Below are 25,908 nucleotides of genomic sequence, written 5' to 3'. Positions count from 1 at the left end.
GGTGCGCGGCCCCGCCCTCCCCCAGGGACGGGGCCGCTGCCGGTTCCGGGGCTCAGACCCGCCGGTCCCGGTCCGCCCAGTACGGGTCGCGCAGCCGGCGCTTGTACAGCTTGCCGTTGGGGTCGCGCGGCAGCTCCGGCACGAAGTCCACCGAGCGCGGACGCTTGTACCCGGCCAGGGCCCGCTCGCAGTGCGCCAGGATGTCGGCCGCCAGCCGGGGCCCGGGCACGAAGCCCTCGGCCGGCTCGACCACGGCCTTGACCTGCTCGCCCCACTCGTCGTGCGGGATCCCGAAGGCGGCGGCGTCGGCCACCGCCGGATGCGCCAGCAGCGCCGACTCGATCTCGGCCGGGTAGATGTTCACCCCGCCCGAGATGATCATGTCGATCTTGCGGTCGCGCAGGTAGAGGTAGCCGTCCGCGTCCAGCAACCCCAGGTCGCCGACGGTGAAGAAGCCGCCGACCCGGTTCTGCCGGGTCTTCGCGTCGTCCTTGTGGTAGCTGAAGCCGCCGGTGTTCATCCGCAGGTAGACGGTGCCGAGCACACCGGGCGGCCGGGGGCGGCCCTCGTCGTCCAGCACCGCGATCTCGCTGATCGGCCAGGCCCGGCCGACCGTGCCCGGACGCTCCAGCCACTCCCGGGCGGTGGCGAAGGTGCCGCCGCCCTCACTGGCCGCGTAGTACTCCTCCACGCACTCGCCCCACCAGTCGATCATCGCCCGCTTGACGTGGTCGGGGCAGGGCGCGGCGCCGTGGATGGCGTGCCGCATCGAGGACACGTCGTAGCGGGCGCGGACCGGCTCCGGCAGTGCCAGCAGCCGGTGGAACTGGGTCGGCACCATGTGCGTGTGGGTGACCCGGTGCCGGTCGATCAGTTCCAGCATGCCCTCCCCCGTCCACCGGTCCATCAGCACCACCGGGTGCCCCAGGTGCAGGGACGCGGCGGCGAACTGAAGCACGGCGGTGTGGTAGAGCGGCGAGCAGACCAGGTGGGTGTGGCCGCCCCCGGCGGTGATCCCGAAGATGCCGAGGAAGCCGCCGAGCGGCGTCCGCTCCGGCGGCACGCCCGGCAGCGGGCGGCGGATGCCGCGCGGACGGCCGGTGGTGCCCGAGGTGTAGTTCATCACCCACCCGGCGGTGCGCCGCTCCGGGGCGGTGTCCGGCTGCCCGGCGAGCAGGTCGCGGTAGCTCCGGAACCCGGCCGCCTCGCCGACCGCGTAGCGGCGCTCCTTGGCCAGGCCCGCCTCGTCGGCGGCGGCGGTGGCCGCCCCGGCGTACCGCTCGTGCGCGATCAGCACCCGGGCGCCGCTGTCGGCGACGATCCAGGCGATCTCCGGGCCGACCAGGTGGTGGTTGACCGGGACCAGGTAGAACCCGGCCTGGGCGGCGGCGAGGTAGCCGGCGATCAGCTCCGGGCCGTTCGGCAGCACCACCGCGAAGGCGTCTCCGGCGGACAGCCCGGCCGCGCGCAGCCCGTGCGTCAACCGGTTGGCGGCGGCCAGCAGTTCGCCCGCCGTCCAGGGCGTGCCGTCCGGGGCGACCAGCGCCGGGCGGTCCGGTTCGGCGGCTGCCCGGGCCCAGAACCCCGGTGTGGACGCGTCGAGTTGGTGGTCGGTCACGATGTCCCCTCCGTTCCCGCCCGGTCGGCGGCCTTCGCGGCGATCCGGCCGAGCCGGGCCACCGCGCGTTCGAAACCCCGGGTGAGCTCGTCCATCACCGCCGCCACCGGCCGTTCCTCGGTCATCTGGCCGACGATCTGGCCGACCGGGGTACCGATCAGCTCCGGCGCCTCGTACGCCTGGATCCGGCTGACGGCGTCGGCGACCAGCAGGCCCTGGAGCGGCATCGGCAGCGGTCCGGGACTGGACGGCTGCTCCCAGGCGTCCGTCCAGCGGGTGCGCAGCTGGCGCGCGGGCTTGCCGGTCAGCGCGCGCGAGCGGACGGTGTCGCCGGACCCGGCCGCCAGCAGCTTCGCCCGCAGCACCGCCGAGTCCAGCTCGGACTCGGCGACGGTCAGCCAGACCGAGCCGAGCCAGACGCCCTGCGCCCCGAGCGCGAGCCCGGCGGCGGCCTGGGCGCCGGTGCCGATGCCGCCCGCCGCGAGCACCGGCAGCGGCGCGACCGCGGCGGCGATCTCCGGGACCAGCACCATCGTGCCGATCTCGCCGGTGTGGCCCCCGGCCTCGTACCCCTGGGCGATCACCAGGTCGAGACCGGCCTCGGCGTGGTGCCGGGCGTGCCGGGCGCTCCCGGCCAGCGCGGCGACCAGGACCCCGGCGGCGTGCGCCCGGTCCACGATGTCGGCGGGCGGCGGTCCGAGCGCGCTGGCGAGCAGCCGGATCGGATGCTCCAGCGCGACGTCGACATGGGACCGGGCGACGTCCTCCATCCAGCCGGTGATCCGCCAGCCGCCCGCCTGCTCCTCGGGCAGTTCCGGGACGCCGAAGCGGGCCAGGGTCTCCCGGACGAAGGCGCGGTGGCCCTCCGGGATCATCGCCTCGACCTGGGCCACGGTCACGTCCTCGACCTTGCGGGCCGGCATCACCACGTCCACGCCATAGGGCAGGCCGCCGACCTGGGCGTCCATCCAGTCGAGTTCGCGGGCCAGCTCCTCGGCGCCGGAGTAGCGCACCGCCCCGAGCACACCGAGTCCACCGGCCCGGGTGATCGCGGCGGCCACCGCCGGGAAGGGGGTGAAGCCGAAGATGGCGTGCTCGATCCCGAGCCGGTCACTGAGTTCCGTCCTCATGCCGGGCAGCATGGCGCAGCCGGGTCGAGACTGGAAGAGAATATCTGACTGTTCGTCAGTTCACCTGAACGGCAGCCGCACCGGCTATCCGCGCGGCCAGCGGCGGGTCAGCTCGGTCACCGCCCGGGCCTCCGGGGTGACCCGGACCAGGGTGACCGGGACCGGCCCCATCAGCCTGGCCCACGGCGGCAGCGGCCGCGCCCGCGGACGCTGCGGGTGGGCCACCGCGTTCAGCGCCCGCAGCACCGCCATGGCGTCGGCGGGCCGGTCCTCCGGGTTCTTCGCCAGCAGCGCCAGTACGATCCGCTCCAGCTCCTCGGGGATCGAGGGCCGCAGCCCGCGTGGCGGCCGGGGCGGGGTGTCCCGGTGGTCGAGCATGATCACCAGTGGGTCGCCGACGGTGAACGGCGGTGCCCCGACCAGCAGTTCGTACAGCACACAGCCGAAGGAGTAGAGGTCGCTGCGGGCGTCCAGGTCGTCCTCGTTGATCTGCTCCGGCGACATGTAGCGAGGGGTGCCGACCGGGCTGCCCGCGTTGCCGAAGCGCGAGGTCGGTCCGCCCGCGCCGCGCAGCCGGGCGATGCCGAAGTCGCAGATCTTCAGGCCGCCGTCGGTGGTGCGGATCAGGTTGGCCGGTTTCAGGTCGCGGTGGATCACGTCCCTGGTGTGCGTGTACGCCAGCGCGGAGGCGATCTGCCGGGCGGTGTGCACCGCCTCGGCGATCGGCATCCGGCGTCCGGGCAGGTCGTCCAGGATCTGCCCGAGGTCGCGGCCGTCCAGCAGTTCCATGACGAGGTACGGCGCGCCCCCGGCGTCGCCGAAGTCGTGCACCACGGTGACCCCCGGGTGCTGCAACCCGGCGGCGACCCTGGCCTCCCGCCGGAAGCGCTCCAGTTGCAGCCGTGCCTGGCCCGGGTCGTGCGGCACCGCCCCGGTCCGCAGGCACTTCACCGCGACGTGGCGGCCCAGTGCCTCGTCCTCGGCGCGCCAGACCTCGCCCATACCGCCCCGGCCGAGCAGCCCGAGGAGCCGGTAGCGGCCCTGGACCAGCGTTCCTTCCTCCACCGCGGTTGTCCGGCAGGCGCATGTCCGGATCCTCGCTGCGCCGCCTCTCCCCCTTCCCGCAGCAGCCTAAGGCCACGGCGGCGGGATCAGCACCGACCCCTCCCCCTCGGCGGCGCGGGGATTCAGCGCTGGTACAGGCCGTCGAGGCGGCCCCGGGCCAGGCTGGGACCTTGGATCGCGCCGAGCACTGCCTTCGGCCTGGCCGCCTCCGGCGCCGCGCCGCCGACCGTCTCGGCGACGGCGGCGGCCAGCGCGAACAGCTGGAAGACGTACCGGTGTTGACCGTGTCCCTTGATCGGCTCGGGACCGAGGTAGCCGCGTCCCATGCCGGAGCGCAGCAGCCGCACCCCGGCGGCCGGACGGTCCGCGTCCAGCGCCCCGGTGGGCAGTGCGGTCAGCCCGGGTTCGAGCAGCGCCACACAGTGCACGAACGGAGTACCCGTGGGCGAGTCGACGTCCTGGACGACCAGCAGCAGCTGCGCGGTGCCGTCGGGCACGCCGGTCCAGGCCAGCGCGGGCGAGCTGTTGCCGCCACCGGCCCGGCGGCCCGCGTGGGCCGGGGCCAGGAACTCCCCGTCGGCGAAGTCGGTACTGGTCAGGGCGATCGTCCCGGGACCGGCCAGCGACGGCAGGTTCCAGGCCAGCCGGGCCTCACCGGCCCGCTTGTTCTTCAGCAGGGTTCCCAGAATCGCCACGGCTGTCCTTCGGTCGGCGGGCGGCCGACGGTCGGCGGCCGAGCGGACTGCGATCCTTGTTCGCAGTCCGCTCGGCCCAAACTACTGCATACGCCGTTCGCGGTACAGTCGCGGGCGCTCCGGCGGGCCCGGGCCCGCTCAGCCCTCCACCCGTGCGCGCCGCTCCGGCGCCACCGCCGGTGCCTGGCCGCCGGCGGCGACCACCACCGAGGGCCGCGGCGCGCGGTCCCGGCGCACCGCGAGCCCCAGCAGCGCGAGCACCGCCAGCACGATCACCGCGATGCCGTACTCCCGGGTGGTGGCCAGCAGTCCGCCGCTGTGGACCACCAGGTAGCCGCCGATCACCGCGGGCAGGCCCATGGCCAGGTAGCAGACCACGAACACGGTCGACAGCAGCCCGGAGCGCTCGTGCGGCGCGGCCAGCGGGACGACCGTGCGGATCCCGCCCTGGAAGCCGCCGCCGAAGCCCGCCCCGGCACTGACCGTGCCGATGAAGAACCAGGCCACCGACCGCTGGTCGACCGCCAGCAGGATGATCGCGACCCCGACGATGGTGGCCGCGATGCCGAACAGCATCACCCGTCGCGGCGCGGCCTCGCGCAGCGGCAGCACCGCCAGCACCCCGCTTCCGGCCAGCGCGAACATCGCCAGCCCGCCGAGCACCGGTGAGCTGGAGCCGACCAGGTCGCTGACCACCGCCGGGACGACCGAGCCGTAGAGTCCGGCCAGCGCCCAGACCGCGATCAGTACCGGCACCGCCACCAGCAGCGGTCCGCGGGCCGCCCGGGGCACGCCCAGCCGGGGGCGGAGCGAGGCGAGCGCGCCGGGCGCGGGCGCCGAGGTCTCCCGCATCAGCAGCACGCCGACGCCCTGGAGCAGGAATATCGCGAGGATGACCAGGTAGACCAGGCGGGTGGGATCGGGCAGGTACTGCACCAGCAGCCCGGAGACCAGGGCCCCGGTGGCGGTGCCGGTCATCGGCGCGACCGCGTTGGCGATGGTGCCCTTGGCCTTGTCCAGGTCGAGCATCCCGGCGCCGACCGCGCCCAGCGCCGCGCCGGTCGCCACGCCCTGGACCACCCGCGCGGCGATCAGGTCGCCGACCCCGGAGGCCTCGGTCAGCACCACCATCGCGGCGGCCTGCAGCGCGATCGCGGTGAACAGCACCGGCCGCCGCCCGACGTGGTCGGAGAGCGATCCGACGGTGAGCAGCCCGGCGAGCACGACCAGTGCGTAGATGCCGAAGACGACCGTGGTGGTGATCGGCGAGAAGCCCCATTCCCGCTGGTAGACGGCGTAGAGCGGGGTCGGCGCACTGGAGGCGGCAAGGAAGGCGACGACGATCGAGGCCTGGAGGTAGAAAGCCGCGCCGGAGGGCAGTCTCCAGGATCGCCCTACGGACGGGCCGGCTGCGGAAGGGGGCGACACGGAGGACATCGGGAGCTTCTTTCACCGAGCTGGTGCGCGGGCACGGGCCGAATCCAGGGAGACCGGTCTGTCTGGTACGCCTGACACTAGACCGACCTGTCTGGTAGCGTCAACTCATGGACACCATGGCGACCCCGGGAAAGCCCGCGCCGGATCGGCCCACCGCCCGGGCCCGGCTGCTGGCCGCCGCCAACGAGCTCTTCTACAAGGAGGGCGTGAACACCGTCGGCATCGACCGGGTGATCGAACGCGCCGGGGTCGCCAAGGCGACCCTCTACAGCGCCTTCGGCAGCAAGGAGGAGCTGATCCGCGCCTACCTGGCGGGCCGCCAGGACGCCCGCCGCCGCCAGGTCACCGAGGTCATCGCCAGCCACGAGACCCCGCGCGCGCAGATCCTGGGCATCTTCGACGCGCTCGGCGAGTCCATCGCCCGGCCGGACTACCACGGCTGCGCCTTCGTCAACGCCAACGCCGAGGCCCGCCCCGGCAGCCGGATCGCCGAGGTCACCGACGAGCACCGGGCCTGGATGCGGGAGGCGTTCGTGGACCTCGGCACGGCGGCGGGCGCCGCCGACCCCGGGCAGTTGAGCCGGGGGCTGATGCTGCTCTACGACGGCGCGGCCATCGCCGCCCGGCTGGACCGCGACCTCACCGCCGCCGCCTCGGCCCGGGACTGCGCCGCCCTGCTGCTGGACGCGGCGACGGCCCCGGGCGCGGAGCGCTAGCGGCGGACCCGGGGCATGCCCAGGCCGATCCAGGAGATGATCTCCCGCTGCACCTCGTTGTTGCCGCCGCCGAAGGTGAAGATGACCGCGCTGCGGTAGCCGCGTTCCAGGTTGCCGTGCAGCGCGGCGCCCGCCGAGCCGTCCTTCAGCGGACCGGCCGCGCCGACCACCTCCAGCAGCCAGGCGTACGCGTCGCGGCGGGCCTCGCTGCCGTACACCTTGACCGCGGAGGCGTCCTGCGGGGTCAGCTCGCCGCGCTGGACGGCGTCCACCATCCGCCAGTTGAGCAGTCTCATGGCGTCCAGCCGCAGGTGCGTGCGGGCCAGCCGCTGGCGGACCCAGGGCAGGTCCAGCACCCGGCGGCCGTCGGAGAGTTCGGCGTCCCCGGCCCACGCCTGGACCTCGGCCAGGGCGCGGTTGGCCATGGTGGTGTGCGCGGCCAGGGTGACCCGCTCGTGGTTGAGCTGGTTGGTGATCAGCCGCCAGCCCTGGTTCTCCGGGCCGACCCGGCGGCCGACCGGCACCCGGACGTCCTGGTAGTAGCTGGCGGTGGTGTCGTGCCCGGCCAGGGTGCGGATCACGGTGGTGGAGTAGCCCGGGTCGGTGGTGTCCAGCAGCAGGATGCTGATCCCCTGGTGCGGCGGGGCGTCCGGATCGGTGCGGACCGCGAGCCAGACCCAGTCCGCGGTGTCCCCGTTGGTGGTCCAGATCTTCTGGCCGTTGACCACGTAGGCGTCGCCGTCCAGCACCGCGCGGGTCTTCAGCGCGGCCAGGTCGGTGCCCGCGTCGGGCTCCGAGTAGCCGATGGCGATGTCCAGCTCCCCGGCCAGGATCCGGGGCAGGAAGTACGCCTTCTGCTCGTCGGTGCCGAACCTCATGATCGAGGGACCGACCGTGTTCAGCGCCATGATCGGCAGCGGCACCCCCGCCTGCGCGGCCTCGTCGAAGAAGACGAACTGCTCGGCGGCGCTCATCCCGCGCCCGCCGTACGCCACCGGCCAGCCCACGCCGAGCCAGCGGTCCGCACCCAGGCGACGGTTGACCTCGCGGTAGAACTGCTTCTGCCGACGCGGGTCGTTCAGCCGTCCATAGGCCTCCGGCGGCATCAACTCCGCGAAGTAGGTCCGCAGTTCGGCGCGGAGCCGCTGCTGCTCCGGCGTGTGGTCCAGGTACATGGCGGCCTCCGGGTGAGCTGACGGACAGTCAGGATGCCACGCTAGAACACGTTCTACAATTGCGGAAGCACCGCGCGGCGCGACCGGTCACCGCCCGCGCCGTCCTACCCTGGGCCGAGCCCGGCGGGCCAGGTACCGAGGTGAGGAGAGCGGCAGGGATGGGCAGCCAGACACGGACGGCGGCATTGCGCCCGGTGCGGGACCCCTCGGACGAAGCGGACGAGGCCGAGGCGCCGCGGCAACGGGGGGAGCAGTCGGAACCCGCCGCGCACGGGCTGCGGGCGGTGCCGCTGCCCGCGCTCGACCGGGTCGGGGTGGTCCTGGTGTCGCACAGCCCGGCCGTGGCGGAGTCGGTGGCCCGGATGGCGGTCACCCTGCTGGGCACCGGTGACCCCGGACCGGTGGCGGCGGCCGGCGGCGCCCTGGACGGCGGCCCGGGCACCAGCGCGGCCCGCGTGGTCACCGCCATGCGCGGGGTCGACCAGGGCCTGGGCGTGGCGGTACTGGCCGACCTGGGCGGCTCGGTCCGGACCGTGCTCGACCTGCTCGCGGACGCCGAGGCGCACGGGCTGCCGTTCCCGGTCCGCTTCGCCGACGCCCCGTTCCTGGAGGGCGCGGTCGCGGCGGTGGCGACCGCCGCCACCGGGGGCGACCTGGCGGCGGTGCTGGAGGCGGCCGAGGACTGCTACCGGGTGCACAAGCGCTGAGCGGGCGGGCGGCGCCGGGCCGCCCGCCCGGTCAGCCCTGCCCGTCGGCAGCGGGGGCGAGGCCCAGGTAGTCGGCGAGGTCCTCGACGGCGTAGCCGAAGAAGCCGTCGGCGGGGTCGGCGGAGCCGACGAACTGCCCGAACAGCTCGAAGCTGATCATCCCGAAGAGCTGCGTCCAGGCGGCGATGCCCCGGGTCAGCAGCACCGGGGGCAGGTCGGGGGACAGCTGGGCGGCCAGATCCGCCATCTGCTGGGCGAGCACCCCGCGCAGCGGCCGGGGCGCGGCCTCCAGTTCGAACCGCCCGACGCTGTCGCCGACCATGGCGATCAGCAGCAGCGGGACCCGGCTGGCGGGCACCACCGTCTCCGGCGGCGCGACATAGCCGGGCACCGGGCTGCCGTAGACCAGGGCGTACTCGTGCGGACTGGTCAGCGCCCAGGCGCGGGCCGCGTGGCACAGGGCGACCCAGCGGGCGCGCACGTCGGCGGGCGGCACCTCGGCGACGGCCGCCTCCACCTGCTCGCCGAGGGAGTCGTACGCGTCGATGATGAGCGCGGTGAGCAGGTCGTCCCGACTCGGGAAGTAGCGGTAGAGGGCGGAGGAGACCATGCCGAGCTCCCGGGCGACGGCGCGCAGGGAGAGCCGCTGGGCGCCCTCGACGGCCAACTGCTTGCGGGCCTCGGCCTTGATCTCGCGGGTGAGCTCTTCACGTGCCCGCTCGCGGGCGGTCTTGATCGCTGCCATGTCGACAGTGTGCCACAAACGAGAGCAGCGCATCAAAACGAGAGCACTGCTCTTGACTCGGGGCAGCGGTCGCGCCATAGTCGATACCAGGGAAACGAGAGCAGTGCTCTCGAAAAAGACCATCGCTCACTCAGCATCGCTCACTACAGGAGACCAGAGATGTCCCAGCCCATCACCCAGCCCATAACCCAGTCCCAGTCCCAGCCCCAGCCCACCGAGCCCCGGCTGCTCGTCCCGACCGGTCGGCTGATGGTCCTGCTCGACGCCGTGAGCAACCGCGCGATGCGCGTGCTCGGCCACCTCGGCATCAGCGTCCTCGGTTCGCGCACCCTCGCCGTCCGCGGCCGCAAGTCCGGCGAATGGCGGACCACCCCGGTCAACCTGCTGACCTTCGAGGGCGAGCGCTACCTGGTCGCGCCCCGGGGCCACACCCAGTGGGTCCGCAACATGCGCGCCGCCGGAGGCGGGGAGCTGCGCCTCGGCCGCCGGGCGGAGACCTTCCGCGCCGTCGAGGTCGCCGACGCCGACAAGCCCCCGGTGCTGCGCGAGTACCTGCGGCGCTGGGCCTGGGAGGTCGGCTTCTTCTTCGGCGACGTGAGCGCCGACTCCCCGGAGGCCACCCTGCGGGAGATCGCCCCCGGCTTCCCGGTCTTCCGCGTCGCCGCCGACCGCTGACCGTCCGACCCCGGCCCCAGCCCCAGCCCCAGCCCCAGGCCCGACCCCGACCCCGGCCCCGGCCCCGGCCTCAGACCAGGTTCTTCCCGACCCACTGGGCCAGCTCCCGGGCGCAGCCGTCCACCGACTCCCGCCAGGTCTTCGCCGCCCCCTCCCCCGCCTCGTCGCTGACGTGCTTGACCAGCCGCACCGGCAGCCCCGCCGCCCGGGCGGCGGCGGCCACCGCGAAGCCCTCCATGTCGACCAGGTCGGCCCGCTCGGCCAGCCGCCGCCGGGCGTCCTCGTCCGAGACGAACAGGTCGCCGGTGGCCAGCACCGGCCCCGAGGCCGCCGAGTCCGGGCGCAGGTCGATCGCCACGCCGACGTCCTCACCGGTGAGCAGGTGCAGCACCGCCGCGTCCAGGTCGTGCTGTATCACGGTGCTGACCTCGTGCGTGCCGGACCAGCCCGGCTGTAGCGCCCCGGCCGTCCCCAGGTTCACCACGGACGCCGGGCGGGCCGCCCCGGCCAGTACCGACGCCACCGCGACCGCCGCGTTGACCTTGCCCATCCCGGTCAGCAGCACCGGCAGCCCGGCGTCCAGGTGGGCCGCCTCCTCCGCGACGGCGAGGACGAGCAGGGGGCGGGTGGGATCGATCTCTCCGATGAGTCGCATGGCGACCATGGTAGACAGGGGCTCGCGACGGGTTGCGGCCGCACGCGGCCAGCACATGCGGACAGCACGTCGGAAACAGTACGTCAGCGCCGAAGGAGCAAGGCTCTCGTGAGTTCGAACAGCACCTGGAACGATGTCGACGACTACCTCACCCGCACCCTGCGGCTGACCGACCCGGCCCTGGACACCACCCTGGCGTCGAGCGCCGCCGCCGGGCTGCCGCCGATCGCGGTGTCCGCCCCGCAGGGGAAGCTGCTGCAACTGCTGGCACTGATCCGGGGTGCCCGGACGATCCTGGAGATCGGTACCCTCGGCGGCTTCTCGACCATCGAGCTGGCCCGGGCGCTGCCGTCGGACGGGCGGCTGGTCTCGCTGGAGTACGACCCCGCGCACGCCGAGGTGGCGCGGGCCAACATCGCCGCCGCCGGTCTCGCCGACCGGGTGGAGGTCCGGGTGGGCGCGGCCCTGGACAGCCTGCCGCAGGTCCAGGCGGACGGCATCGGCCCGTTCGACCTGGTCTTCATCGACGCCGACAAGGTGAACAGCGCCAACTACACGCGCTGGGCCCTGGAGCTGAGCCGTCCCGGCACGCTGATCATCGTGGACAACGTGGTGCGCGGCGGCCGGGTGCTGGACGAGTCGGGCCAGGACGAGGCGATCACCGGCACCCGGGCCGCGTTGGAGTTCATCGCCGCCGAGCCGAGGCTGACCGCGACCGCGCTGCAGACCGTCGGCAGCAAGGGCTACGACGGCTTCGTCCTGGCCCTGGTGACCGGCTGACGCCGTGGTGACCGGCTGACGCCGTTGGTGGGACCGGCTGACGCGGGTCACAGGCTGAACGCGCCCTCCGGCGGCGGCGGGGAGGCAACCGCGGTGGCGTCGGTGACCGGCCGCGCACCGGCCATCAGCAGCCGCAGCCGGTCGCCGTGGACCACCCTGGCCGGGAAGGCGTCCGCGGCGACCCGGCGGGCCAGCTCGGCGACCGGCAGCGGCCGGTCCGCCGCGACGATCACCAGGTTGCCGTAGCGCCGTCCGCGCAGCACCGAGGGCTCGGCGATCAGGCACAGGTCGGTGAAGACCGAGCCGACGGTGGCCAGCTGCGCCCGGCCGAAGTCCATCGGCGCCGCGTCGGCGAGGTTGGCGGTGTAGATCCCGCCGGGGCGCAGCACCCGGGCCGCGGCCCGGACGAACTCCACCGAGGTCAGGTGCGCCGGGATCCGGGAGCCGCCGAAGACGTCGGCGACCACCAGGTCGGCGCTGTCCTCCGGGCGGCCCGCCAGGTGTTCGCGGGCGTCCGCCGGATCGACCCGCAGCGACCCGTCCGGCCAGGGCAGGTACTCGCGGACCAGGTCGGTGAGCCCGCCGTCGAGTTCGACCACCCGCTGCGGCGATCCGGGCCGGGTGCTGGCCAGGTAGCGCGGCAGGGTCAGTCCGCCGCCGCCCAGGTGCAGCGCGGCCAGCGGCTCGCCGGAGGGGGCGGCCAGGTCCACCACGTGGGCCAGCCGCTGCACGTACTCGAACTCCAGGTAGAGCGGGTCGTCCAGGTCGACGTAGGACTGGGGTGCGTCGTCCATGGTCATCAGCCAGCCCCGGGGCCGGTCCAGGTCGGGCAGCAACCGGGCGGTGCCCAGGTCGACCCGGCGTTCGACGGGCACGGGGTCAGTGATCGGGTCGGCCATACGTCCCATTGTGGCGGCTGCGCCACCGCCGGGAAAGTTCGTCCCTCCAGCCGTACAACCTTCCCCCGGGGACGCGGGTCTTCTCATACATTGAGCGACACGGCGGCGTCCTCGAACACCCTCATGGGCGCCGCTCGGCGCGACGGAAGGGAAGTCCGTGCGACTGCCGATCACCACCCTGCCCCACCCCGTTCCCCATCCCGATCCCGGCCGGAGCCGCGCGCGGCGTGCCGCGCCGCCGCACGCCCGCGGCCGCTCGGCCCGCAGGCTCGCGGTGCTGACCTTCCGCGACCTGACCGATCCGGCGGTCTTCCGGGCCCAGCTGGACCGGTTGCGGCGGACCGCCCGCCCGGTCTCCCTGGCGGAGGTGGAAGCGGCGCTTCGCGGGGGCGCGCCGCTTCCTCCCCACGCCGTGCTGGTCAGCTTCGAGCTGGGGCACCGCACCGCCGTCACGGTGGCCCTGCCCGAACTGGCCGGCGGGCTGGTCCCGGCCGTGGCCTTCGTCGTGGCCGGACTGGTGGACACCGAGCAGCCGTACTGGTGGCAGGAGGCCGAGTACCTGGTGGGCCAGGGCGGCCGGGCGCGCGGCCTGTCCGCGCGGACGCCCGGCGGCGTGGTCGCGGCGCTGTCCGCGCTGCCCGACCCGGACCGGCGGCGCAGCCTGGAGGAACTGCGGGTGACCGCCGCCCGCCAGGCCCCGGGGGCGCCGCAGCTGACCTCGGCGGACCTGCTGGCGCTGCGCGGCGCGGGCGTCGAGCTGGGGAACCACTCGCTGGGACACTCCCGGCTGGACTCCTGCGACGACTACGCGCTGCGCGAGGAGGTCCAGGGCGGCCACCACCGGCTGACCCGGCTGACCGGCGCGGAGCCGCGCGCCTTCGCCTATCCGGACGGGGTGTTCGACGGTCGGGCCGAGCCGCTGCTGCGCGGGCTTGGCTACAGCAGCGCGTTCCTGAGCGACGGCGCGCTGTTCGACCTGCGCGGGGCGGCCGGCGGGCACCCGGATCCGCTGCGGATCAGTCGGCTGCACGTCAACGCGGGCACCTCGCGCGGTCTGTTCGACAGTGTCCTGTCCGGCTGGAACCCGACCGCGCGGCGGCTGCGCGGCGCGGTCGCGGTCCGAGTCCAGGACCCCGCGGTCGGCTAGGGTCGGGACGGGGGCGATCCGCCCCTGCCCCGGCAGGAGGGTGATCGTGGTCATGCGGCAGCAGTTCGGCGACTACCAGAACGAGATCTACCTCAGTGGTCTGTTCGGGGTGATGCCCAAGTACCCGATGTCCTTCGCTGGTTGGGAGGCGGCGGCCGAGGCGGCGCTGCCGCCCTCGGTGTGGTCCTACGTCGCCGGGGGCGCCGGGGACGAGCACACCCAGCGCGCCAACGTGCGGGCCTTCGAGCGCTGGGCGCTGGTGCCGCGGATACTGGTCGGCGCGGCGGACCGGGACCTCTCGGTCGACCTGTTCGGCCTGCGGCTGCCGTCCCCGCTGTTCATGTCCCCGGTCGGGGTGCTCGGCCTGTGCGCCCAGGACGGCCACGGCGACCTGGCCACCGCCCGGGCCGCCGCGCTGACCGGCGTGCCGATGGTGGCCTCCACCCTCACGGTCGACCCGATGGAGGAGGTCGCCAAGGAGTTCGGCGACACCCCCGGCCTCTTCCAGCTGTACACCCCGACCGACCGCGAGCTGGCCGCCAGCCTGGTCCACCGGGCCGAGGCGGCGGGCTTCAAGGGGATCGTGGTCACCCTGGACACCTGGGTCACCGGCTGGCGCCCGCGCGACCTGTCCACCAGCAACTTCCCGCAGCTGCGCGGCAACTGCCTGGCCAACTACACCTCCGACCCGGTGTTCCGGGCCGCGCTCGGCAAGGCCCCGGAGGAGGATCAGGGCGCGGTGGTCGCTCTCTTCAGCCGGATCTTCGGCAACCCGCTGACCTGGGACGACCTGCCCTGGCTGCGTTCGCTGACCAGCCTGCCGCTGCTGCTCAAGGGCATCTGCCACCCGGAGGACGCGCGCCGCGCGAAGGACGCCGGGGTCGACGGGATCTACGTCTCCAACCACGGCGGACGCCAGGCGAACGGCGGGTTGGCGGCGCTGGACGCGCTGCCCGGCGTGGTCGAGGCCGCCGACGGGCTGCCGGTGCTCTTCGACTCCGGGGTGCGCGGCGGCGCCGACATCGTCAAGGCCCTGGCGCTGGGCGCGACCGCGGTCGGCGTCGGCCGCCCGTACGCCTACGGGCTGGCCCTCGGCGGCACCGACGGCGTGGTGCACGTGCTGCGGTCGCTGCTGGCCGAGGCCGACCTGACCATGGCCGTCGACGGCTACCGGGCCCTGGCCGACCTGCCCGCCGCGCTGCGGCCGGTTCCCGGCCACTAGCCACCGAGCGCCGGTGGCCGACGGCCGTCACCCGGGCCCCGACCGGCGGTTACGGCCTCGGGGCCAGCGCCGCGGTGTCCAGCAGTCGTCCTTCGCGGTAGCCGAGCGAGGCCGGGAGGAGTTCGCCGACCCGGCCGCTGCGCAGCACCACCAGCGTCCCGTCGCCCTGCCCGGCCGCGGCGGCGGGCGTTACCCGGCGCAGCGCCTGGCCGGCGACGGCCCGCGCCGAGCCGTACAGCTCCAGGCCCGGCGGGCGGCCGAGCGCGGCCCGGATCCGGTCGGCGACCAGTTCGTAGTGGGTGCAGCCGAGGACCAGCGCCCGGGTCCCGGGCGGGGTCTGCGCGGCGGCGGCGGCGATGCTCTCGTCGATGGCCCGCTGGTCGGCGTGCTCGACCGCCTCGGCCATCCCCCAGCAGGGGACCTCCACCACGTCCGTGCCGTCGGCGAAGTCGCGGATCAGGCCGCGCTGGTAGGCGCTGCCGGTGGTGGCCGGGGTGGCCCAGACCGCGACCGGGCCGCCGGTCGCGGCGGCGGGCTTGATCGCGGGGACGGTGCCGATCACCGGGATCCCGGGCTCCAGCTCCGCCCGGATCGCCTCCAGCGCGTGTACCGAGGCGGTGTTGCAGGCGACCACCAGGGCGTCCGGCCGGTACGCGGCGGCGGCGCGGGCGCAGTCGAGGGCGTGCGCGGTGACGTCGGCGGCGGTGCGCGGGCCCCAGGGCATGCCGTCCGGGTCGCAGGTGAGCACCAGGTCGGCGTCCGGGCGCAGCTCGCGCAGCGCGGCGGCGGCGGCGAGCAGTCCGATGCCCGAGTCCAGCAGTGCGATCTTCACAGCGACTCACCTTAGTCGATGCCCGTTGGTCGATGCCCGTTGGTCGATGCCCGACCCCGGCCCCGCGGAGCGGCCCGGTCGGCGAGTGCTCGGTGACGGGACGGGCGGTGTGCGCCAGACTGGCGCGGTGTCCGTACTCGCGATCATCGCCTCCGTGTCCCTGCTCTCCTGGCTGTGGCTGACCTGCTGCCAGGGCTGGTTCTGGCGTACCGACGTCCGCTTGCCGGAACGCTCCGCGCCGGCCCGCTGGCCCGAGGTGGCGCTGGTGGTCCCGGCCCGGGACGAGGCGGAGGTGCTGCCGCTGAGCCTGCCGTCGCTGCTGGCGCAGCGCTACCCGGGCCCGGCCCGGGTGATCCTGGTGGACGACGGCAGCAGCGACGGCACCGGCGCGCTGGCCCGCGGCCTCGCCGCCCCCGGGCTGCTGCCGCTGACGGTGGCCTCGCCGGGCGAGCCGCCGCCGGGCTGGACCGGGAAGCTCTGGGCGCTGCGGCACGGCGTGGAGCTGGCCGGGGAGGCGGAGTACCTGCTGCTCACCGACGCCGATATCGCGCACGGCCCGGACTCGCTGGCGCAGCTGGTCGCCGCGGCCGAGTCGAACCGGCTCGACCTGGTCTCGCAGATGGCGCGGCTGCGCACGGAGACCCGCTGGGAGCGGCTGATCGTCCCGGCGTTCGTCTACTTCTTCGCCCAGCTGTACCCGTTCCGGCGGAGCAACCGCCCCGGCGCGCGGACGGCGGCGGCGGCCGGGGGCTGCACGCTGGTGCGTCGGGAGGCGCTGGAGCGGGCGGGCGGGGTGGCCGCGATCCGCGGCGCGGTGATCGACGACGTGAACCTGGCGCGGCTGGTGAAGCGCGACGGCGGCCGGACCTGGCTGGGCCTGGCCGAGCAGGTGGACAGCGTCCGCCCGTACCCGGAGCTGGCGCAGCTGTGGCGGATGGTCTCCCGCAGCGCGTACGCGCAGCTGCGGCACTCGGTGCCGCTGCTGGCGGGCACGGTGCTGGGGCTGGCGCTGGTGTACCTGGTGCCGCCGGTGGCGCTGGTCGCCGGTCTGCTGGCGGGGGACGCCGGGGCGGCCGTGCCCGCGGCCGTCGCCTGGGCGCTGATGGCGCTGACCTTCCGGCCGATGCTGGCGTACTACGGCCGTCCGGCGGCCGAGGCGCTGCTGCTGCCGTTCACCGCGGGGCTGTACCTGCTGATGACGGTGGACTCGGCGGTGCGGCACTGGCAGGGCCGGGGCGCGGCCTGGAAGGGCCGCACCTACGGCGCGCCCGCGCGGACCCGGCCGGACGCACCGGTGGGTGACCCGGTCCCGGCGCCGTCGGGCGCGCCCGAGCCCGACTGACCCGGACCACCCCCGACCGGAGCCGGAACCGGGGCCCGGAACCGAGGCCCGAAACCGACGGCCGGGGCCGGGTCGGGCCGCTGTCGCGGACCGACCCGGCCGGGTGTCAGAGCGCGACGCCGAGCAGCGCGTCCACGGTCCGCGAGACCACGCCGGGGGCGCCGGTGTCGGAGCCGCCGTTGGCCTCCTGCTCGGCCGCCCAGAGGTCGATCACGGCCAGCGCGCGCGGCGCGTCCAGGTCGTCGGCGAGGGCCGCGCGGACCTCGGCGAGCAGCGCGGTCGCGTCCGGGCCGTCCGGCCGGGACACGGCGGCCCGCCAGCGGGCGAGCCGGTCCTGGGCGCGGAGCAGGTCGGCGCCGGTCCACTCCCAGTCGCTGCGGTAGTGGTGGGCGAGCAGGGCGAGCCGGATCGCGCCCGGGTCCACGCCGTCCCGCCGGAGCTTGGAGACGAACACCAGGTTCCCGCGCGACTTGGACATCTTCTCGCCGTCCAGGCCGACCATCCCGGCGTGCACGTAGGCCTGCGCGAAGGGGTGGCTGCCGGTGGCGACCTGGGCGTGCGAGGCGCCCATCTCGTGGTGCGGGAAGACGAGGTCGCTGCCGCCGCCCTGGATGTCGAAGCCCATGCCGAGGTGGCCGAGCGCGATCGCGACGCACTCGATGTGCCAGCCGGGGCGGCCGTGGCCGAGCTCGGTCTCCCAGGCGGGCTCGCCGGGGCGGGCGGCCAGCCACAGCAGCGGGTCGAGCCGGTGCTTCTTGCCCGGACGGTCCGGGTCGCCGCCGCGCTCGCCGAAGAAGTGCAGCATCTGCTCGGGGCTGAGCCGGGAGACCTCGCCGAAGTGCGGGTCGGAGCCGATGGAGAAGTAGATGTCGCCGTCGAGCTCGTAGGCGGCGCCCTGCGCCAGCAGGTCCTTGACCAGGGGCACTATCGAGGGGATCGCCTCGACCGCGCCGATGTAGTGCGCCGGGGCGAGCATCCGCAGCGCGGTCATGTCCTCGCGGAACAGCGCGGTCTCACGCTCGGCGAGGACCGTCCAGTCCTCGCCGGTGGCGATGGCCCGCTCCAGCAGCGGGTCGTCGACGTCGGTGACGTTCTGGACGTAGACCACGTCGTGGCCGTTGTCCCGCCAGATCCGCTGGACCAGGTCAAAGGTGTTGTAGGTGGCGGCGTGGCCGAGGTGGGTGGCGTCGTAGGGCGTGATGCCGCAGACGTAGAGACCGGCCGTGGGACCGGGCGCGGTGGTCCGCAGCCCCCCGGTGGCGGTGTCGTAGATGCGCAGGGGGTTCCCCTGACCGGGGAGCGCGGGAACCTCAGTGGCGGGCCAGGCATACATACGGATGACTCTAACCGGACACAACTGATCTTCGCACCAGTGCCTCGGTAGTTGCCCTGATCAGCGGGCCGCGACGGCTCGATCCGGCGCGGCCCGTACCGGAGCGCAGGCGCCGCTAGATGGGCGGCCAGGGCACCGCGGGCCAGTCGCCGGAGGGCAGCGGGTGCAGGCCGGTGTCCAGCAGCGACGCCACCCGTTCCCGGACCGCCCCCACCTCGGCGTCGGTGATCAGCTCGCGCAGCCGCTCCGCCAGCCCGCCGCCGTCGGCCCCGCCGTCGCCCTCGGCCAGCTGCCGCCGCAGGCCGGTCAGCGCCTCGACGGCCTCGTCCGGCAGCGGCTGCCCGGCCCAGCCCCACAGCAGCGTGCGCAGCTTCCCGGGGACGGCGAAGGTCACCCCGTGGTCGATGCCGTAGATCCGGCCGTCCACGGCGGGCAGCAGGTGCCCGCCCTTGCGGTCGCCGTTGTTCAACACCGAGTCCAGCACCGCCAGCCGCCGCAGTCGCGGGTCGTCGGCGTGCACCAGCAGCGCGGTGCGGCCGCCGCCGACGTCGGCCCGGCCGATCGCGCACCAGCCGGGCTCCGGTTCCTCGGTGTCCTGGAGCGCCAGCAGCCCGGCCTCCGGGTCGGACTCGACCCAGACCTGGCACATGCCCTCGCCGTAGGGTCCCTCGCGCAGCACCGTCGGCGGCACCAGGTGCCAGCCGGTCGCGGCGGAGACCTGGTACGCGGCCACCTCGCGCCCGGCCAGGGTGCCGTCCGGGAAGTCCCACAGCGGGCGCTCGCCGCGCACCGGCTTGTAGACGCAGACGGCTTCCTGCTCGCCGTCGCCGACGGTGCAGTAGAAGGCGGCGTTGGAGGCCTCGGTGAGCTGCCCGTGTATCCGCAGCTCGCCCTCGCGCAGCAGCGCGAGGGCCCGGTCAGGGTCGGCGGCCAGCGCGGCCGAGGCGACCGGGTCCACCTCGGGCAGCGGCTGCTCGACCGGCGCGCTCAGCGCCGGTACCCGTTCTGACGGGGGCACACGTGCCCCTGCGGGTCCAACGGGAGGCTGCAGAAGGGGCACGGCGGGCGTCCGGCGGAGACCAGCTCCAGCGCCCGCTTGGCGAACACCCGGGCCATCGCGCCGCTGAGCCGGACCCGCAGCATCGGCGGGCCGTTCTCGTCGTCCTCGAAGGGCTCGGCGTCCTCGGGGTCGTCCGGGTCGGTCTCGACCAGTGCCTGCGCCTCGATGATCAGCCGCTGGATCGATTCGTCCCAGGCCAGGGCCATGGTGCCGACGCGGAACTCCTCCAGCACCGGCTGGTCGAGCGGGGCGCTGTCGATCAGGTCGGCCGGGGCCACGGCCGGGACCTCGGTGCTGCCGGCGGCGCGCCGGACCACCTCGTCCAGCAGCTCCTCGATCCGCTCGGCGAGCGCGGCGACCTGGGTTTTCTCCAGGAGCACGCTGGTCACCCGGCCTCGGGTGCTGGCCTGGAGGTAGAAGGCGCGGTGACCCGGCTCGCCGACCGTTCCGGCCACGAAGCGCTCTGGGGGGTCGTAGAAGAACACCTGGCGGGGCACGTGGCTGCTCCAGATCTTGACGTCGCTGTTCGAACCCACCCTACCCAGCCGTCACCGTGCGCCGGTGTCTCCCCCGACCACAGCGTCCCCGTCGCGCGCGTCGCCGGGCGCCGCGCCCTCGGCGGCGGGGCGCGGCTTCAGGCCGCCGAGCTCGCCGGTGTCGCCCATACGCAGCACGAACGGGCGGTGCGGGGTGTAGCGGATCGCGGTGACCGAACAGGGTTCGACCGAGATCCGCTGGAAGTTGTCGAGGTGCAGTCCGAGCGCGTCGGCCACGATCGCCTTGATCACGTCGCCGTGGCTACAGGCCACCCACACCGCGTCCGGGCCGTGCTCGGCCTCGACCTCGGCGTCCCATTCGCGGACGCTCTCGACCGCGCGGTGGCTCATCTCGCGCAGCGACTCGCCCTCGGGGCCGGGGAAGGTCGCGGCCGACGGCTGGGCCTGGACGGTGCGCCACAGCGGCTCACCGGCGAGCTCGGCCAGCGGGCGGCCGGTCCAGTCGCCGTAGCGGCACTCGCCCAGGCGTTCGTCCAGCCGCATGGTGAGCTCGGGCCGGGCCGCCAGCAGCGGCGCCAGGGTCTGTCGGCAGCGGTCCAGCGGGCTGCTGACGACCCGCGCGACCGGGATCCCGTCCAGCCGTCCGGCCAGGGTCTCGGCCTGTTCGCGGCCGTGCGGGTCGAGTTCGACGCCCGGGGTCCAGCCGGCGAGCACGCCGGCGGTGTTGGCGGTGGAGCGGCCGTGGCGGACGAGCAGCAAGGTCGGCATGGACACCAGCCTAGAGGGCCCCTAATGCGGGGCCCGCTTGGGTAGGGTTTGCCGGAGGGCTGGGCAGCAAGGGGGCAGCGATGTTCAGCAGGGTGTCGAGACGGCGGGGACTGCGGCGACAGGAGCAGTCCGCGCAACAGGTGGGGCTGCCGGGGTCGGACTGGTCTCCGTTCGCGCGGCTGGAGGCCGCGGCGCAGGCCTACTTCCTGCATCCGGACGTGGCGCTGGCCGCGATCGGCGGGGTGCTGGGGCGGCGGCGGGTGCGCGGGTTCACCCTGGAGCGGGTGGTGGACCTGACCGACGCGGGCGCGTCGGTCTGGCAGGAGGCAGCGGTCTGCGACGGGCGGCGGCTGATCCTGTGGCACAGCGAGGAGATCGCGGACGGCGACGAGCCGGGCGGCACGGTGCTGGACTCCTCGATCCAGGTGCTGCCGCTGACCGAGGTGCGGCACGTCGGCATGCGCACCCTGGTCGGCCAGGACGGCGGCGGCCGGCGCACCCGCCGTGGCGTGTTCGTGGTGGTGACCACCGGCGCGGTGCAGGAGCTCAGCGCGGTCCCGCCGGACGAGGGCGGCGCGGGCACCGCCCGGTTCCGGCCGGAGTCGTTCCGCTTCAGCAAGTCGCTGGACGACGGCGGCCCGGGCCAGATGGACCGGCTCATCGCCTTCGGCGAGCTCCTCGGCCGCCTGGTCCCGACCGGCCACTGAGCGCCGTCGCCGGGGTCACCGGAAGCACGGCGGGGGTGGGACCGGCCCGCTCACCGGTCCCCGGGGGGCGGCGTACTCACGAGGGCTTCGGACTGTCGTCGGGCCGCGCGGCGGGGTCGGTCCCGCTGCCCGCGGGCAGCGTCCGGTACCCGGCCTGAGCACGGGCGACGGCCCGGTCGAGGCGCTGCTGCTCGCCGGCGAGGACCTCGGCCCAGCTGCGCGGTGGCTGATCCATGGCGGCACGTTACGCCCTTTCCGGGAGGTGCGACAGGCATGTGCCAGCGGCATGTGTGCGAACCGGCGCCGCGTCCTGTTGCACGGGTGTGAGAGGGCGTCCACAGACCCTGGATGTCCGGCTGCGATTCTCAATCCCGTCGCCAAGGGGCCGTCAGTCCGTCGTCCGGGGCTCCGAACCGAGGCCGAGGTTGATCCGGATCCTGGGGGTCCCGCCGAGCAGGTAGCCGCCGATCGACTCCAGGGTGACGTCCTGCGCCGGGACGTTCTGGCACATGGTCATGGTGTCGCGCAGCCAGCGGTCCATGGGCGAGGAGCGGCTGATCGACCAGGTCTGCAGCAGGTCGTAGAGCCGGGCGACGATGGAACGGGCGGTGCGGTACGCGTGCAGCCAGGCCAGCGGCGCGGCGGCGCGCTCGTCCGGGGTGGGCTCGCCACCGGCTTCCAGCACCTCCCACAGCCGGGTCGTGCTGCCGTAGACGTTGCCGCGCGTGGCGTTGAAGTCGGCTTCGCACTCGGCCAGCGCCACCTGCACCCGGAAGCTGTCCGCCCAGGCCACCCCGGTCATCCGGTCCACCCGGGTCAGCGCGATCTCGCGGGCGTGGTCCAGCGCGGCCCGCGCCACCCCCAGCGGCACCCCGCACAGCATCCGCATGAAGGAGTCCGGCTGCGAGAGCGGGCTGATCCGGCCGCGCGGCTGGAAGAAGGTGTAGGTGCGGTTCTCCGGCACGAACACGTCGGTGATCGTGTAGTCGCAGCTGCCGGTGCCGCACAGGCCCGTGGTGTGCCAGTTGTCGATCAGCTCGACCTGGTCCCGGGGCACCAGGAACTGCCGCGACTCGTGCGGGTTGGTGCCGTCCGGGCTCGCGTACGGCTCGCCGTCCTGGAAGAGGAACGCACCCGAGGTCACCCAGTCGCTGTGGGCGATGCCGCTGCCGAAGGACCACCGGCCGCTCAGCCGGAAGCCGCCGGGGACCCGCTCGGCGTGACCGGCCGGGGCGAGCACACCCACGGTGATCATGTCCTGCCGGGGGAAGACCTCCTTGACGACGTCCTGGTCGAGGAAGCTCGTGACCGGCCCGGTGAGCGCGCCGATCGCGCCGCACCAGGCGGCCGAGGCGTCGCCGTACGCCAGCGCCTCCACCACCCGGATCTGGTCCATGGACGTCAGCTCGGGGCCGCCCCACTCGCGGCCCCAGCCCATCCGGAACACACCGGTGTCGCGCAGCAGCTCCACCACGTCGGCCGGCGGCCTGCGCAGCTGTTCGCTCTCCGCGGCCCGCGCCCGCAGCACCGGGGCCAGTGCCCTGGCCCGCGCCAGGATCTCCGTCGCGCTGTCCGGCTCACCGGTGTACGTCGTGGCAACCGTCGTTGTGGTCATGTGTCCGTCCCTCCCTCGATGGGTACCGCCATTGGCTCGTCCACGCCCGGGTGCCGCGTCACACCGTGCCGCCGACACTCTCGGGTTCGCCCTCGACAACGGCGTCCCGCTGCTGACGGGCGTCCTGCTCGATGCCCCACTTGATCCCGGTCATGGCGAGCACCCCCGTGACAGCGGCGGCCAGCGCGCACAGCACCCAGAAGACGTGGTCGAGCCGGGTCCAGACATAGACCGTGATCAGCGGCCCGAGCGCCGCCGCCAGTCCGGTCACCGCCTGCATCGTGCTGATGTAGCGGACCTTCAGCGCCTTGGGGAAGGTGGCGGGGTGGGCGTACATGGTCGGTCCCGCGATCATCACGCCGCTGATCTCCAGCACCGAGCCGATGATGAGGAACGCCGAGGACTTGTCCGACAGCGCGTAGAACGCGAAGCCGAGGGCGTTCGCCAGGTGGCCGAACAGCACCGCGCTGTACGGCGGTATCCGCAGGATGTACGTGGTGACCTTCAGCTCGCAGGTGATCAGCACCACCGAGGAGACCGTGAGCACCACGCTGTACAGGGCGGTCGGGTAGCCGTCGGCCCTGATCTGCAACGGCAGCGCGACCACCGACTGCATGTAGGTGAGCGTGCCGAGCATGACCCCGCACAGGAAGAGCAGGTACCCGCGGTCCCGCAGCAGCGCGCCGTACGCGGCCCGCCGGGAGAGGGGCGGCGCCGCGGCGGTCGGCTCCTCCGGTCCCGTGTCCTGCGCGGCGGCCTTCTCCTTGGCGGCGAGCACCGCCTGCCGCGGCAACAGGGCGAACGCCAGGGCCGCGTAGACCAGCGTGGTGGCGCCGTCCATCCAGAACAGCGCGTTCCAGTCGAAGAGGATCAGCCCGGCGGCGATCAGCGGCGCCACCGCGGCACCGGCGTTCAGCGCGATCCGCAGCATCGAGAACGCCATCACCTGGTGCCGCTCCGGCATCATCTCGCTGAGCAGCACCGACGCGGCCGGCCGGTACGCCTGGGCGAGCAGGCCCGCGAGGGCGAGCACGGCCAGCAGCGGGGCCAGCAGGCTCGACCGGCTGAGCAGCGGGATCACCGCGACCAGCGGACCGGAACCCGCCATCGCCGCCACGATGGTGAACCGCGGCCCGAACCGCTGGGTGGCCTCACCGCCCAGCATGGTGCCCAGGATCGTGCCCGCGCTGTACGCGACCATGCTCAGGCCCGCGGTCTGGATCGAGAGGTGCAGGTGCGTCAGGTACAGCACCAGGAACGTCTGGACGAAGGCGCCGATCTGATTGACCAGGATGCCTCCGAGCAGGTAGCGCACCGCCATCGGGGTCGCCTTCAGCGTGTCGGACACGCTGATCCGTGGTTCGTCCTTCATGCAGCAGCCTCCCTGGCAGCTTCGACGACGTGTCTCGCGACCAGCGGCGCCGACGCGATCCCGGAGCCCGCGTCGGTCGCGTGGTGCCACACCGGACAGCACGGCCCCGGCGCTCCCTGAGACTAGATATCGGCACTTCCCGATCGGTAGGGGAACCTTTCCCGAGGGCACGGGAATCTCGACGACCGCCGCCCGGGGCGGCGGTCGTCAGCAGGGGTGGCTGCCTCGCGGACGCGCGTCGGCGCACCGGCGGCGGTTGCCGCGGTCAGGCGCGGGGGAAGGCCAGCAGGGCGATCGGGGCGCCGGTGGGACGGGGCGACCCGCCGCTGGGCTCGACGGTGACGCCCACGCCCTCGGCGCTGCCGACCGGGCCGTTGAGCAGGACGGTGGCGCCGCCGGTACCGGGCGCGACCAGACCGGCGGGGCGCATCACCCCCGCGTCGTCGAACCACAGCTCGTAGGTCCTGCCCGCGGCGAGGGTGGGCAGGCCGGGGGTGAGGAACACGGCCCGGTTCTCGCTCGGTGAGGTGACCACCGTGGCGCGGGCGCCCTGGCCCGCTCCGCCGACACCGGCGACCACCGTGCGGGCGTCCGGGGCGGACAGGACGGCGGAGATCTGCGCCGCCTGCGCCTCCGTCCGCTGGGCCTGGCGGCGGACGTCCTGGGCGCTGGTGTACTGCACGGCCACGCCGCCGAGCGCGACGGCGGCGGCGACGCAGGCGGCGAGCGCCACCATGGTGCCTCGGCGCACCCGAGCCGTGGACGAGGCGGGCGGCGCCGGGGGCGCGGGCAGGTCGACCTTGGGCGGCTCCTGCCGCACCTGGGCGATGCGCCGCAGTACCTGCTGCTTCAGGGCCGTCGGCGGCGACTCGGCGACAGCCAGGGCCAGCCGGGCACCGGTGGCCAGGAACTCGGCCGCTTCCACCGCGCAGGCCTCGCACTCGGCGAGGTGCTGCTCGAACTCCCCGCGCTCCGCGTCGTCGAGCGCGCCGAGCGCGTACGCTCCGGCGAGCATGTGCAGGTCGGCGCTGATCATGCGGTCACCCCCAGGCAGTCGCGCATCCGGATGAGTCCGTCGCGCATCCTCGTCTTGACCGTGCCCAGCGGCACGGCCAGCAGCTCGGCGACCTCCCGGTAGGTCAGGCCGCGGTAGTAGGCCAGCACCACCGACTCGCGCTGGGTCCCGGTGAGCGCCCGCAGGCAGCGGCGGACGTGCTCGCGCTCCAAGCGGCGGTCGACCGCTTCGCTGACCTCGTCATAGGCGGGGGTCCGCGCCAGCAGGGCCGCCCGGTGCTCGCGGTCGGTGGCGGCCTGGGCGCTGCGGACCCGGTCCACCGCGCGCCGGTGCGCGATGGTCAGTACCCAGGTGAGCGCACTGCCCTTGCCCGGCTGGAACCGCGCGGCGGTGCGCCAGACCTCCAGCAGCACCTCCTGGGTGACCTCCTCGGACTGGGCCGGGTCCCGCAGCACGCTGCGGACGATGCCGAGCACCGGCGCGCAGATGTGGTCGTAGAGGGAGGCGAAGGCGTCCTGGTCGCCCTTCGCGACGTCGAGCAGCAGGTCCTCCGGGCGCTGCCCGGGGGCGTCCGGGACGCCGAGGAACCGGGTGTTCCTTCCTGCTCCGCCGCCCCTGCTGAAGCTGTGCGGTCCGTCCACGGCGCGTCCACATCCTCTTCGTGCGTCGGGCTCATCGGGTGTCGGGCTCATCGGGTGTCG

27 protein-coding genes are annotated in these 25,908 nt (G+C 74.4%); 8 read left to right on the top strand and 19 right to left on the bottom strand.

Features of this window, described 5'->3' with window-relative positions; genetic code table 11:
• Positions 1 to 52: 52 nt before the first annotated feature.
• The 5 genes from GXP74_RS15325 to GXP74_RS15305 all read right to left on the bottom strand — a co-directional run bounded on the left by GXP74_RS15325 (position 53) and on the right by GXP74_RS15305 (position 5,945).
• On the bottom strand, positions 53 to 1,618 hold the full coding sequence (locus GXP74_RS15325) for an acyl-CoA synthetase (protein WP_182452029.1): 1,566 nt from the start codon (positions 1,616 to 1,618) through the stop codon (positions 53 to 55).
• Entirely contained in the window at positions 1,615 to 2,748 is a 1,134-nt protein-coding gene (locus GXP74_RS15320; RefSeq protein ID WP_182452028.1) for a nitronate monooxygenase family protein, read from the bottom strand. Before GXP74_RS15320 ends, GXP74_RS15325 begins: the two co-directional genes overlap by 4 nt.
• 84 nt (positions 2,749 to 2,832) lie before the next feature.
• Positions 2,833 to 3,813 carry a serine/threonine-protein kinase gene (locus tag GXP74_RS15315; RefSeq protein ID WP_182452027.1) on the bottom strand — a complete coding sequence of 327 codons (981 nt, stop codon included), beginning with the start codon at positions 3,811 to 3,813 and terminating at the stop codon, positions 2,833 to 2,835.
• Between the two features lie 122 nt (positions 3,814 to 3,935).
• Positions 3,936 to 4,508 (bottom strand): YbhB/YbcL family Raf kinase inhibitor-like protein, encoded by a 573-nt coding sequence (locus GXP74_RS15310; protein ID WP_182452026.1) that lies wholly within the window; start codon positions 4,506 to 4,508, stop codon positions 3,936 to 3,938.
• Positions 4,509 to 4,646: 138 nt separating this feature from the next.
• Entirely contained in the window at positions 4,647 to 5,945 is a 1,299-nt protein-coding gene (locus GXP74_RS15305; RefSeq protein WP_182452025.1) for an MFS transporter, read from the bottom strand.
• Between the two features lie 107 nt (positions 5,946 to 6,052).
• Here GXP74_RS15305 and GXP74_RS15300 point away from each other — a divergent pair, with 107 nt between their 5' ends.
• Positions 6,053 to 6,661 carry a TetR/AcrR family transcriptional regulator gene (locus GXP74_RS15300; protein WP_182452024.1) on the top strand — a complete coding sequence of 203 codons (609 nt, stop codon included), beginning with the start codon at positions 6,053 to 6,055 and terminating at the stop codon, positions 6,659 to 6,661.
• On the opposite strand, the gene GXP74_RS15295 is transcribed toward GXP74_RS15300, so the two are convergent.
• Positions 6,658 to 7,836: an acyl-CoA dehydrogenase family protein gene (locus GXP74_RS15295; protein WP_182452023.1), complete on the bottom strand. Its 1,179-nt coding sequence runs from the start codon at positions 7,834 to 7,836 to the stop codon at positions 6,658 to 6,660. The genes GXP74_RS15300 and GXP74_RS15295 overlap by 4 nt on opposite strands.
• Before the next feature lie 158 nt (positions 7,837 to 7,994).
• Here GXP74_RS15295 and GXP74_RS15290 point away from each other — a divergent pair, with 158 nt between their 5' ends.
• Complete coding sequence (locus GXP74_RS15290) at positions 7,995 to 8,543, top strand: PTS-dependent dihydroxyacetone kinase phosphotransferase subunit DhaM (RefSeq protein ID WP_182452022.1); 549 nt, start codon at positions 7,995 to 7,997, stop codon at positions 8,541 to 8,543.
• Between the two features lie 31 nt (positions 8,544 to 8,574).
• On the opposite strand, the gene GXP74_RS15285 is transcribed toward GXP74_RS15290, so the two are convergent.
• Positions 8,575 to 9,288, bottom strand: a complete 714-nt coding sequence (locus GXP74_RS15285) for a TetR/AcrR family transcriptional regulator (RefSeq protein WP_182452021.1) — start codon at positions 9,286 to 9,288, stop codon at positions 8,575 to 8,577.
• Between the two features lie 249 nt (positions 9,289 to 9,537).
• Here GXP74_RS15285 and GXP74_RS15280 point away from each other — a divergent pair, with 249 nt between their 5' ends.
• Positions 9,538 to 9,963: a nitroreductase family deazaflavin-dependent oxidoreductase gene (locus tag GXP74_RS15280; RefSeq protein WP_182456464.1), complete on the top strand. Its 426-nt coding sequence runs from the start codon at positions 9,538 to 9,540 to the stop codon at positions 9,961 to 9,963.
• A 70-nt stretch (positions 9,964 to 10,033) separates the two neighbouring features.
• Here the strand turns inward: GXP74_RS15280 and GXP74_RS15275 are convergent, their stop codons facing one another.
• Entirely contained in the window at positions 10,034 to 10,618 is a 585-nt protein-coding gene (locus GXP74_RS15275; protein WP_182452020.1) for a nucleosidase, read from the bottom strand.
• A 108-nt stretch (positions 10,619 to 10,726) separates the two neighbouring features.
• On the opposite strand from GXP74_RS15275, the gene GXP74_RS15270 reads away from it, so the two are divergent.
• Entirely contained in the window at positions 10,727 to 11,398 is a 672-nt protein-coding gene (locus GXP74_RS15270) for an O-methyltransferase (protein ID WP_182452019.1), read from the top strand.
• 47 nt (positions 11,399 to 11,445) lie between these two features.
• Here the strand turns inward: GXP74_RS15270 and GXP74_RS15265 are convergent, their stop codons facing one another.
• On the bottom strand, positions 11,446 to 12,297 hold the full coding sequence (locus GXP74_RS15265; RefSeq protein ID WP_225447960.1) for a spermidine synthase: 852 nt from the start codon (positions 12,295 to 12,297) through the stop codon (positions 11,446 to 11,448).
• 157 nt (positions 12,298 to 12,454) lie between these two features.
• Here GXP74_RS15265 and GXP74_RS15260 point away from each other — a divergent pair, with 157 nt between their 5' ends.
• Together GXP74_RS15260 and GXP74_RS15255 are read left to right on the top strand one after the other, a co-directional pair.
• Complete coding sequence (locus tag GXP74_RS15260; protein WP_182452018.1) at positions 12,455 to 13,444, top strand: polysaccharide deacetylase family protein; 990 nt, start codon at positions 12,455 to 12,457, stop codon at positions 13,442 to 13,444.
• Positions 13,445 to 13,496: 52 nt separating this feature from the next.
• The gene (locus tag GXP74_RS15255) at positions 13,497 to 14,666 is read left to right on the top strand and encodes an alpha-hydroxy-acid oxidizing protein (protein ID WP_182452017.1); all 1,170 of its coding nucleotides are present in this window, start codon (positions 13,497 to 13,499) and stop codon (positions 14,664 to 14,666) included.
• A 49-nt stretch (positions 14,667 to 14,715) separates the two neighbouring features.
• On the opposite strand, the gene GXP74_RS15250 is transcribed toward GXP74_RS15255, so the two are convergent.
• Positions 14,716 to 15,498: a glutamate racemase gene (locus GXP74_RS15250; protein WP_182452016.1), complete on the bottom strand. Its 783-nt coding sequence runs from the start codon at positions 15,496 to 15,498 to the stop codon at positions 14,716 to 14,718.
• Positions 15,499 to 15,625: 127 nt separating this feature from the next.
• On the opposite strand from GXP74_RS15250, the gene GXP74_RS15245 reads away from it, so the two are divergent.
• Positions 15,626 to 16,840, top strand: coding sequence for a glycosyltransferase (locus tag GXP74_RS15245; RefSeq protein WP_225447959.1), 1,215 nt, complete (start codon positions 15,626 to 15,628; stop codon positions 16,838 to 16,840).
• Positions 16,841 to 16,946: 106 nt separating this feature from the next.
• Here GXP74_RS15245 and mshC read toward each other — a convergent pair whose 3' ends face one another.
• From mshC to GXP74_RS15225, 4 genes are all read right to left on the bottom strand, one after another.
• A complete protein-coding gene (gene mshC, locus GXP74_RS15240; protein WP_182452014.1) occupies positions 16,947 to 18,173 on the bottom strand; it encodes a cysteine--1-D-myo-inosityl 2-amino-2-deoxy-alpha-D-glucopyranoside ligase in 1,227 nt (408 codons plus the stop codon).
• A 115-nt stretch (positions 18,174 to 18,288) separates the two neighbouring features.
• The gene (locus GXP74_RS15235) at positions 18,289 to 19,131 is read right to left on the bottom strand and encodes an SCO1664 family protein (protein ID WP_370468551.1); all 843 of its coding nucleotides are present in this window, start codon (positions 19,129 to 19,131) and stop codon (positions 18,289 to 18,291) included.
• A gap of 29 nt (positions 19,132 to 19,160) precedes the next feature.
• A complete protein-coding gene (locus tag GXP74_RS15230) occupies positions 19,161 to 19,730 on the bottom strand; it encodes a DUF3090 domain-containing protein (protein WP_182456461.1) in 570 nt (189 codons plus the stop codon).
• 51 nt (positions 19,731 to 19,781) lie between these two features.
• Positions 19,782 to 20,498: a histidine phosphatase family protein gene (locus tag GXP74_RS15225; RefSeq protein WP_182452013.1), complete on the bottom strand. Its 717-nt coding sequence runs from the start codon at positions 20,496 to 20,498 to the stop codon at positions 19,782 to 19,784.
• Positions 20,499 to 20,590: 92 nt separating this feature from the next.
• Here GXP74_RS15225 and GXP74_RS15220 point away from each other — a divergent pair, with 92 nt between their 5' ends.
• On the top strand, positions 20,591 to 21,205 hold the full coding sequence (locus GXP74_RS15220; RefSeq protein ID WP_225447958.1) for a hypothetical protein: 615 nt from the start codon (positions 20,591 to 20,593) through the stop codon (positions 21,203 to 21,205).
• Between the two features lie 76 nt (positions 21,206 to 21,281).
• Here the strand turns inward: GXP74_RS15220 and GXP74_RS15215 are convergent, their stop codons facing one another.
• The 5 genes from GXP74_RS15215 to GXP74_RS15195 all read right to left on the bottom strand — a co-directional run bounded on the left by GXP74_RS15215 (position 21,282) and on the right by GXP74_RS15195 (position 25,848).
• A complete protein-coding gene (locus tag GXP74_RS15215; RefSeq protein ID WP_182452011.1) occupies positions 21,282 to 21,440 on the bottom strand; it encodes a hypothetical protein in 159 nt (52 codons plus the stop codon).
• A 153-nt stretch (positions 21,441 to 21,593) separates the two neighbouring features.
• Positions 21,594 to 22,820: an acyl-CoA dehydrogenase family protein gene (locus tag GXP74_RS15210; RefSeq protein WP_182452010.1), complete on the bottom strand. Its 1,227-nt coding sequence runs from the start codon at positions 22,818 to 22,820 to the stop codon at positions 21,594 to 21,596.
• Between the two features lie 58 nt (positions 22,821 to 22,878).
• Positions 22,879 to 24,192 carry an MFS transporter gene (locus GXP74_RS15205; protein WP_182452009.1) on the bottom strand — a complete coding sequence of 438 codons (1,314 nt, stop codon included), beginning with the start codon at positions 24,190 to 24,192 and terminating at the stop codon, positions 22,879 to 22,881.
• Between the two features lie 265 nt (positions 24,193 to 24,457).
• Positions 24,458 to 25,228: an anti-sigma factor domain-containing protein gene (locus GXP74_RS15200; RefSeq protein ID WP_182452008.1), complete on the bottom strand. Its 771-nt coding sequence runs from the start codon at positions 25,226 to 25,228 to the stop codon at positions 24,458 to 24,460.
• Positions 25,225 to 25,848 carry a sigma-70 family RNA polymerase sigma factor gene (locus GXP74_RS15195; RefSeq protein WP_370468425.1) on the bottom strand — a complete coding sequence of 208 codons (624 nt, stop codon included), beginning with the start codon at positions 25,846 to 25,848 and terminating at the stop codon, positions 25,225 to 25,227. Before GXP74_RS15195 ends, GXP74_RS15200 begins: the two co-directional genes overlap by 4 nt.
• Between the last annotated feature and the right edge of the window lie 60 nt (positions 25,849 to 25,908).

Origin of the sequence: Streptacidiphilus sp. P02-A3a (assembly GCF_014084105.1) — a bacterium.
Taxonomy (GTDB): Bacteria; Actinomycetota; Actinomycetes; order Streptomycetales; family Streptomycetaceae; genus Streptacidiphilus.
This window is presented reverse-complemented; position numbering and strand designations above follow the sequence as displayed.

Coding starts and splice junctions, on each gene's coding strand:
- GXP74_RS15210 (WP_182452010.1), bottom strand. CDS start 22,820: ATGACCACAACGACGGTTGCCACGACGTACACCGGTGAGCCGGACAGC.
- GXP74_RS15200 (WP_182452008.1), bottom strand. CDS start 25,228: ATGATCAGCGCCGACCTGCACATGCTCGCCGGAGCGTACGCGCTCGGC.
- GXP74_RS15320 (WP_182452028.1), bottom strand. CDS start 2,748: ATGAGGACGGAACTCAGTGACCGGCTCGGGATCGAGCACGCCATCTTC.
- GXP74_RS15265 (WP_225447960.1), bottom strand. CDS start 12,297: ATGGCCGACCCGATCACTGACCCCGTGCCCGTCGAACGCCGGGTCGAC.
- GXP74_RS15295 (WP_182452023.1), bottom strand. CDS start 7,836: ATGTACCTGGACCACACGCCGGAGCAGCAGCGGCTCCGCGCCGAACTG.
- GXP74_RS15205 (WP_182452009.1), bottom strand. CDS start 24,192: ATGAAGGACGAACCACGGATCAGCGTGTCCGACACGCTGAAGGCGACC.
- GXP74_RS15300 (WP_182452024.1), top strand. CDS start 6,053: ATGGACACCATGGCGACCCCGGGAAAGCCCGCGCCGGATCGGCCCACC.
- GXP74_RS15225 (WP_182452013.1), bottom strand. CDS start 20,498: ATGCCGACCTTGCTGCTCGTCCGCCACGGCCGCTCCACCGCCAACACC.
- mshC (WP_182452014.1), bottom strand. CDS start 18,173: ATGTATGCCTGGCCCGCCACTGAGGTTCCCGCGCTCCCCGGTCAGGGG.
- GXP74_RS15280 (WP_182456464.1), top strand. CDS start 9,538: ATGGTCCTGCTCGACGCCGTGAGCAACCGCGCGATGCGCGTGCTCGGC.
- GXP74_RS15275 (WP_182452020.1), bottom strand. CDS start 10,618: ATGCGACTCATCGGAGAGATCGATCCCACCCGCCCCCTGCTCGTCCTC.
- GXP74_RS15285 (WP_182452021.1), bottom strand. CDS start 9,288: ATGGCAGCGATCAAGACCGCCCGCGAGCGGGCACGTGAAGAGCTCACC.
- GXP74_RS15305 (WP_182452025.1), bottom strand. CDS start 5,945: ATGTCCTCCGTGTCGCCCCCTTCCGCAGCCGGCCCGTCCGTAGGGCGA.
- GXP74_RS15255 (WP_182452017.1), top strand. CDS start 13,497: ATGCGGCAGCAGTTCGGCGACTACCAGAACGAGATCTACCTCAGTGGT.
- GXP74_RS15290 (WP_182452022.1), top strand. CDS start 7,995: ATGGGCAGCCAGACACGGACGGCGGCATTGCGCCCGGTGCGGGACCCC.
- GXP74_RS15215 (WP_182452011.1), bottom strand. CDS start 21,440: ATGGATCAGCCACCGCGCAGCTGGGCCGAGGTCCTCGCCGGCGAGCAG.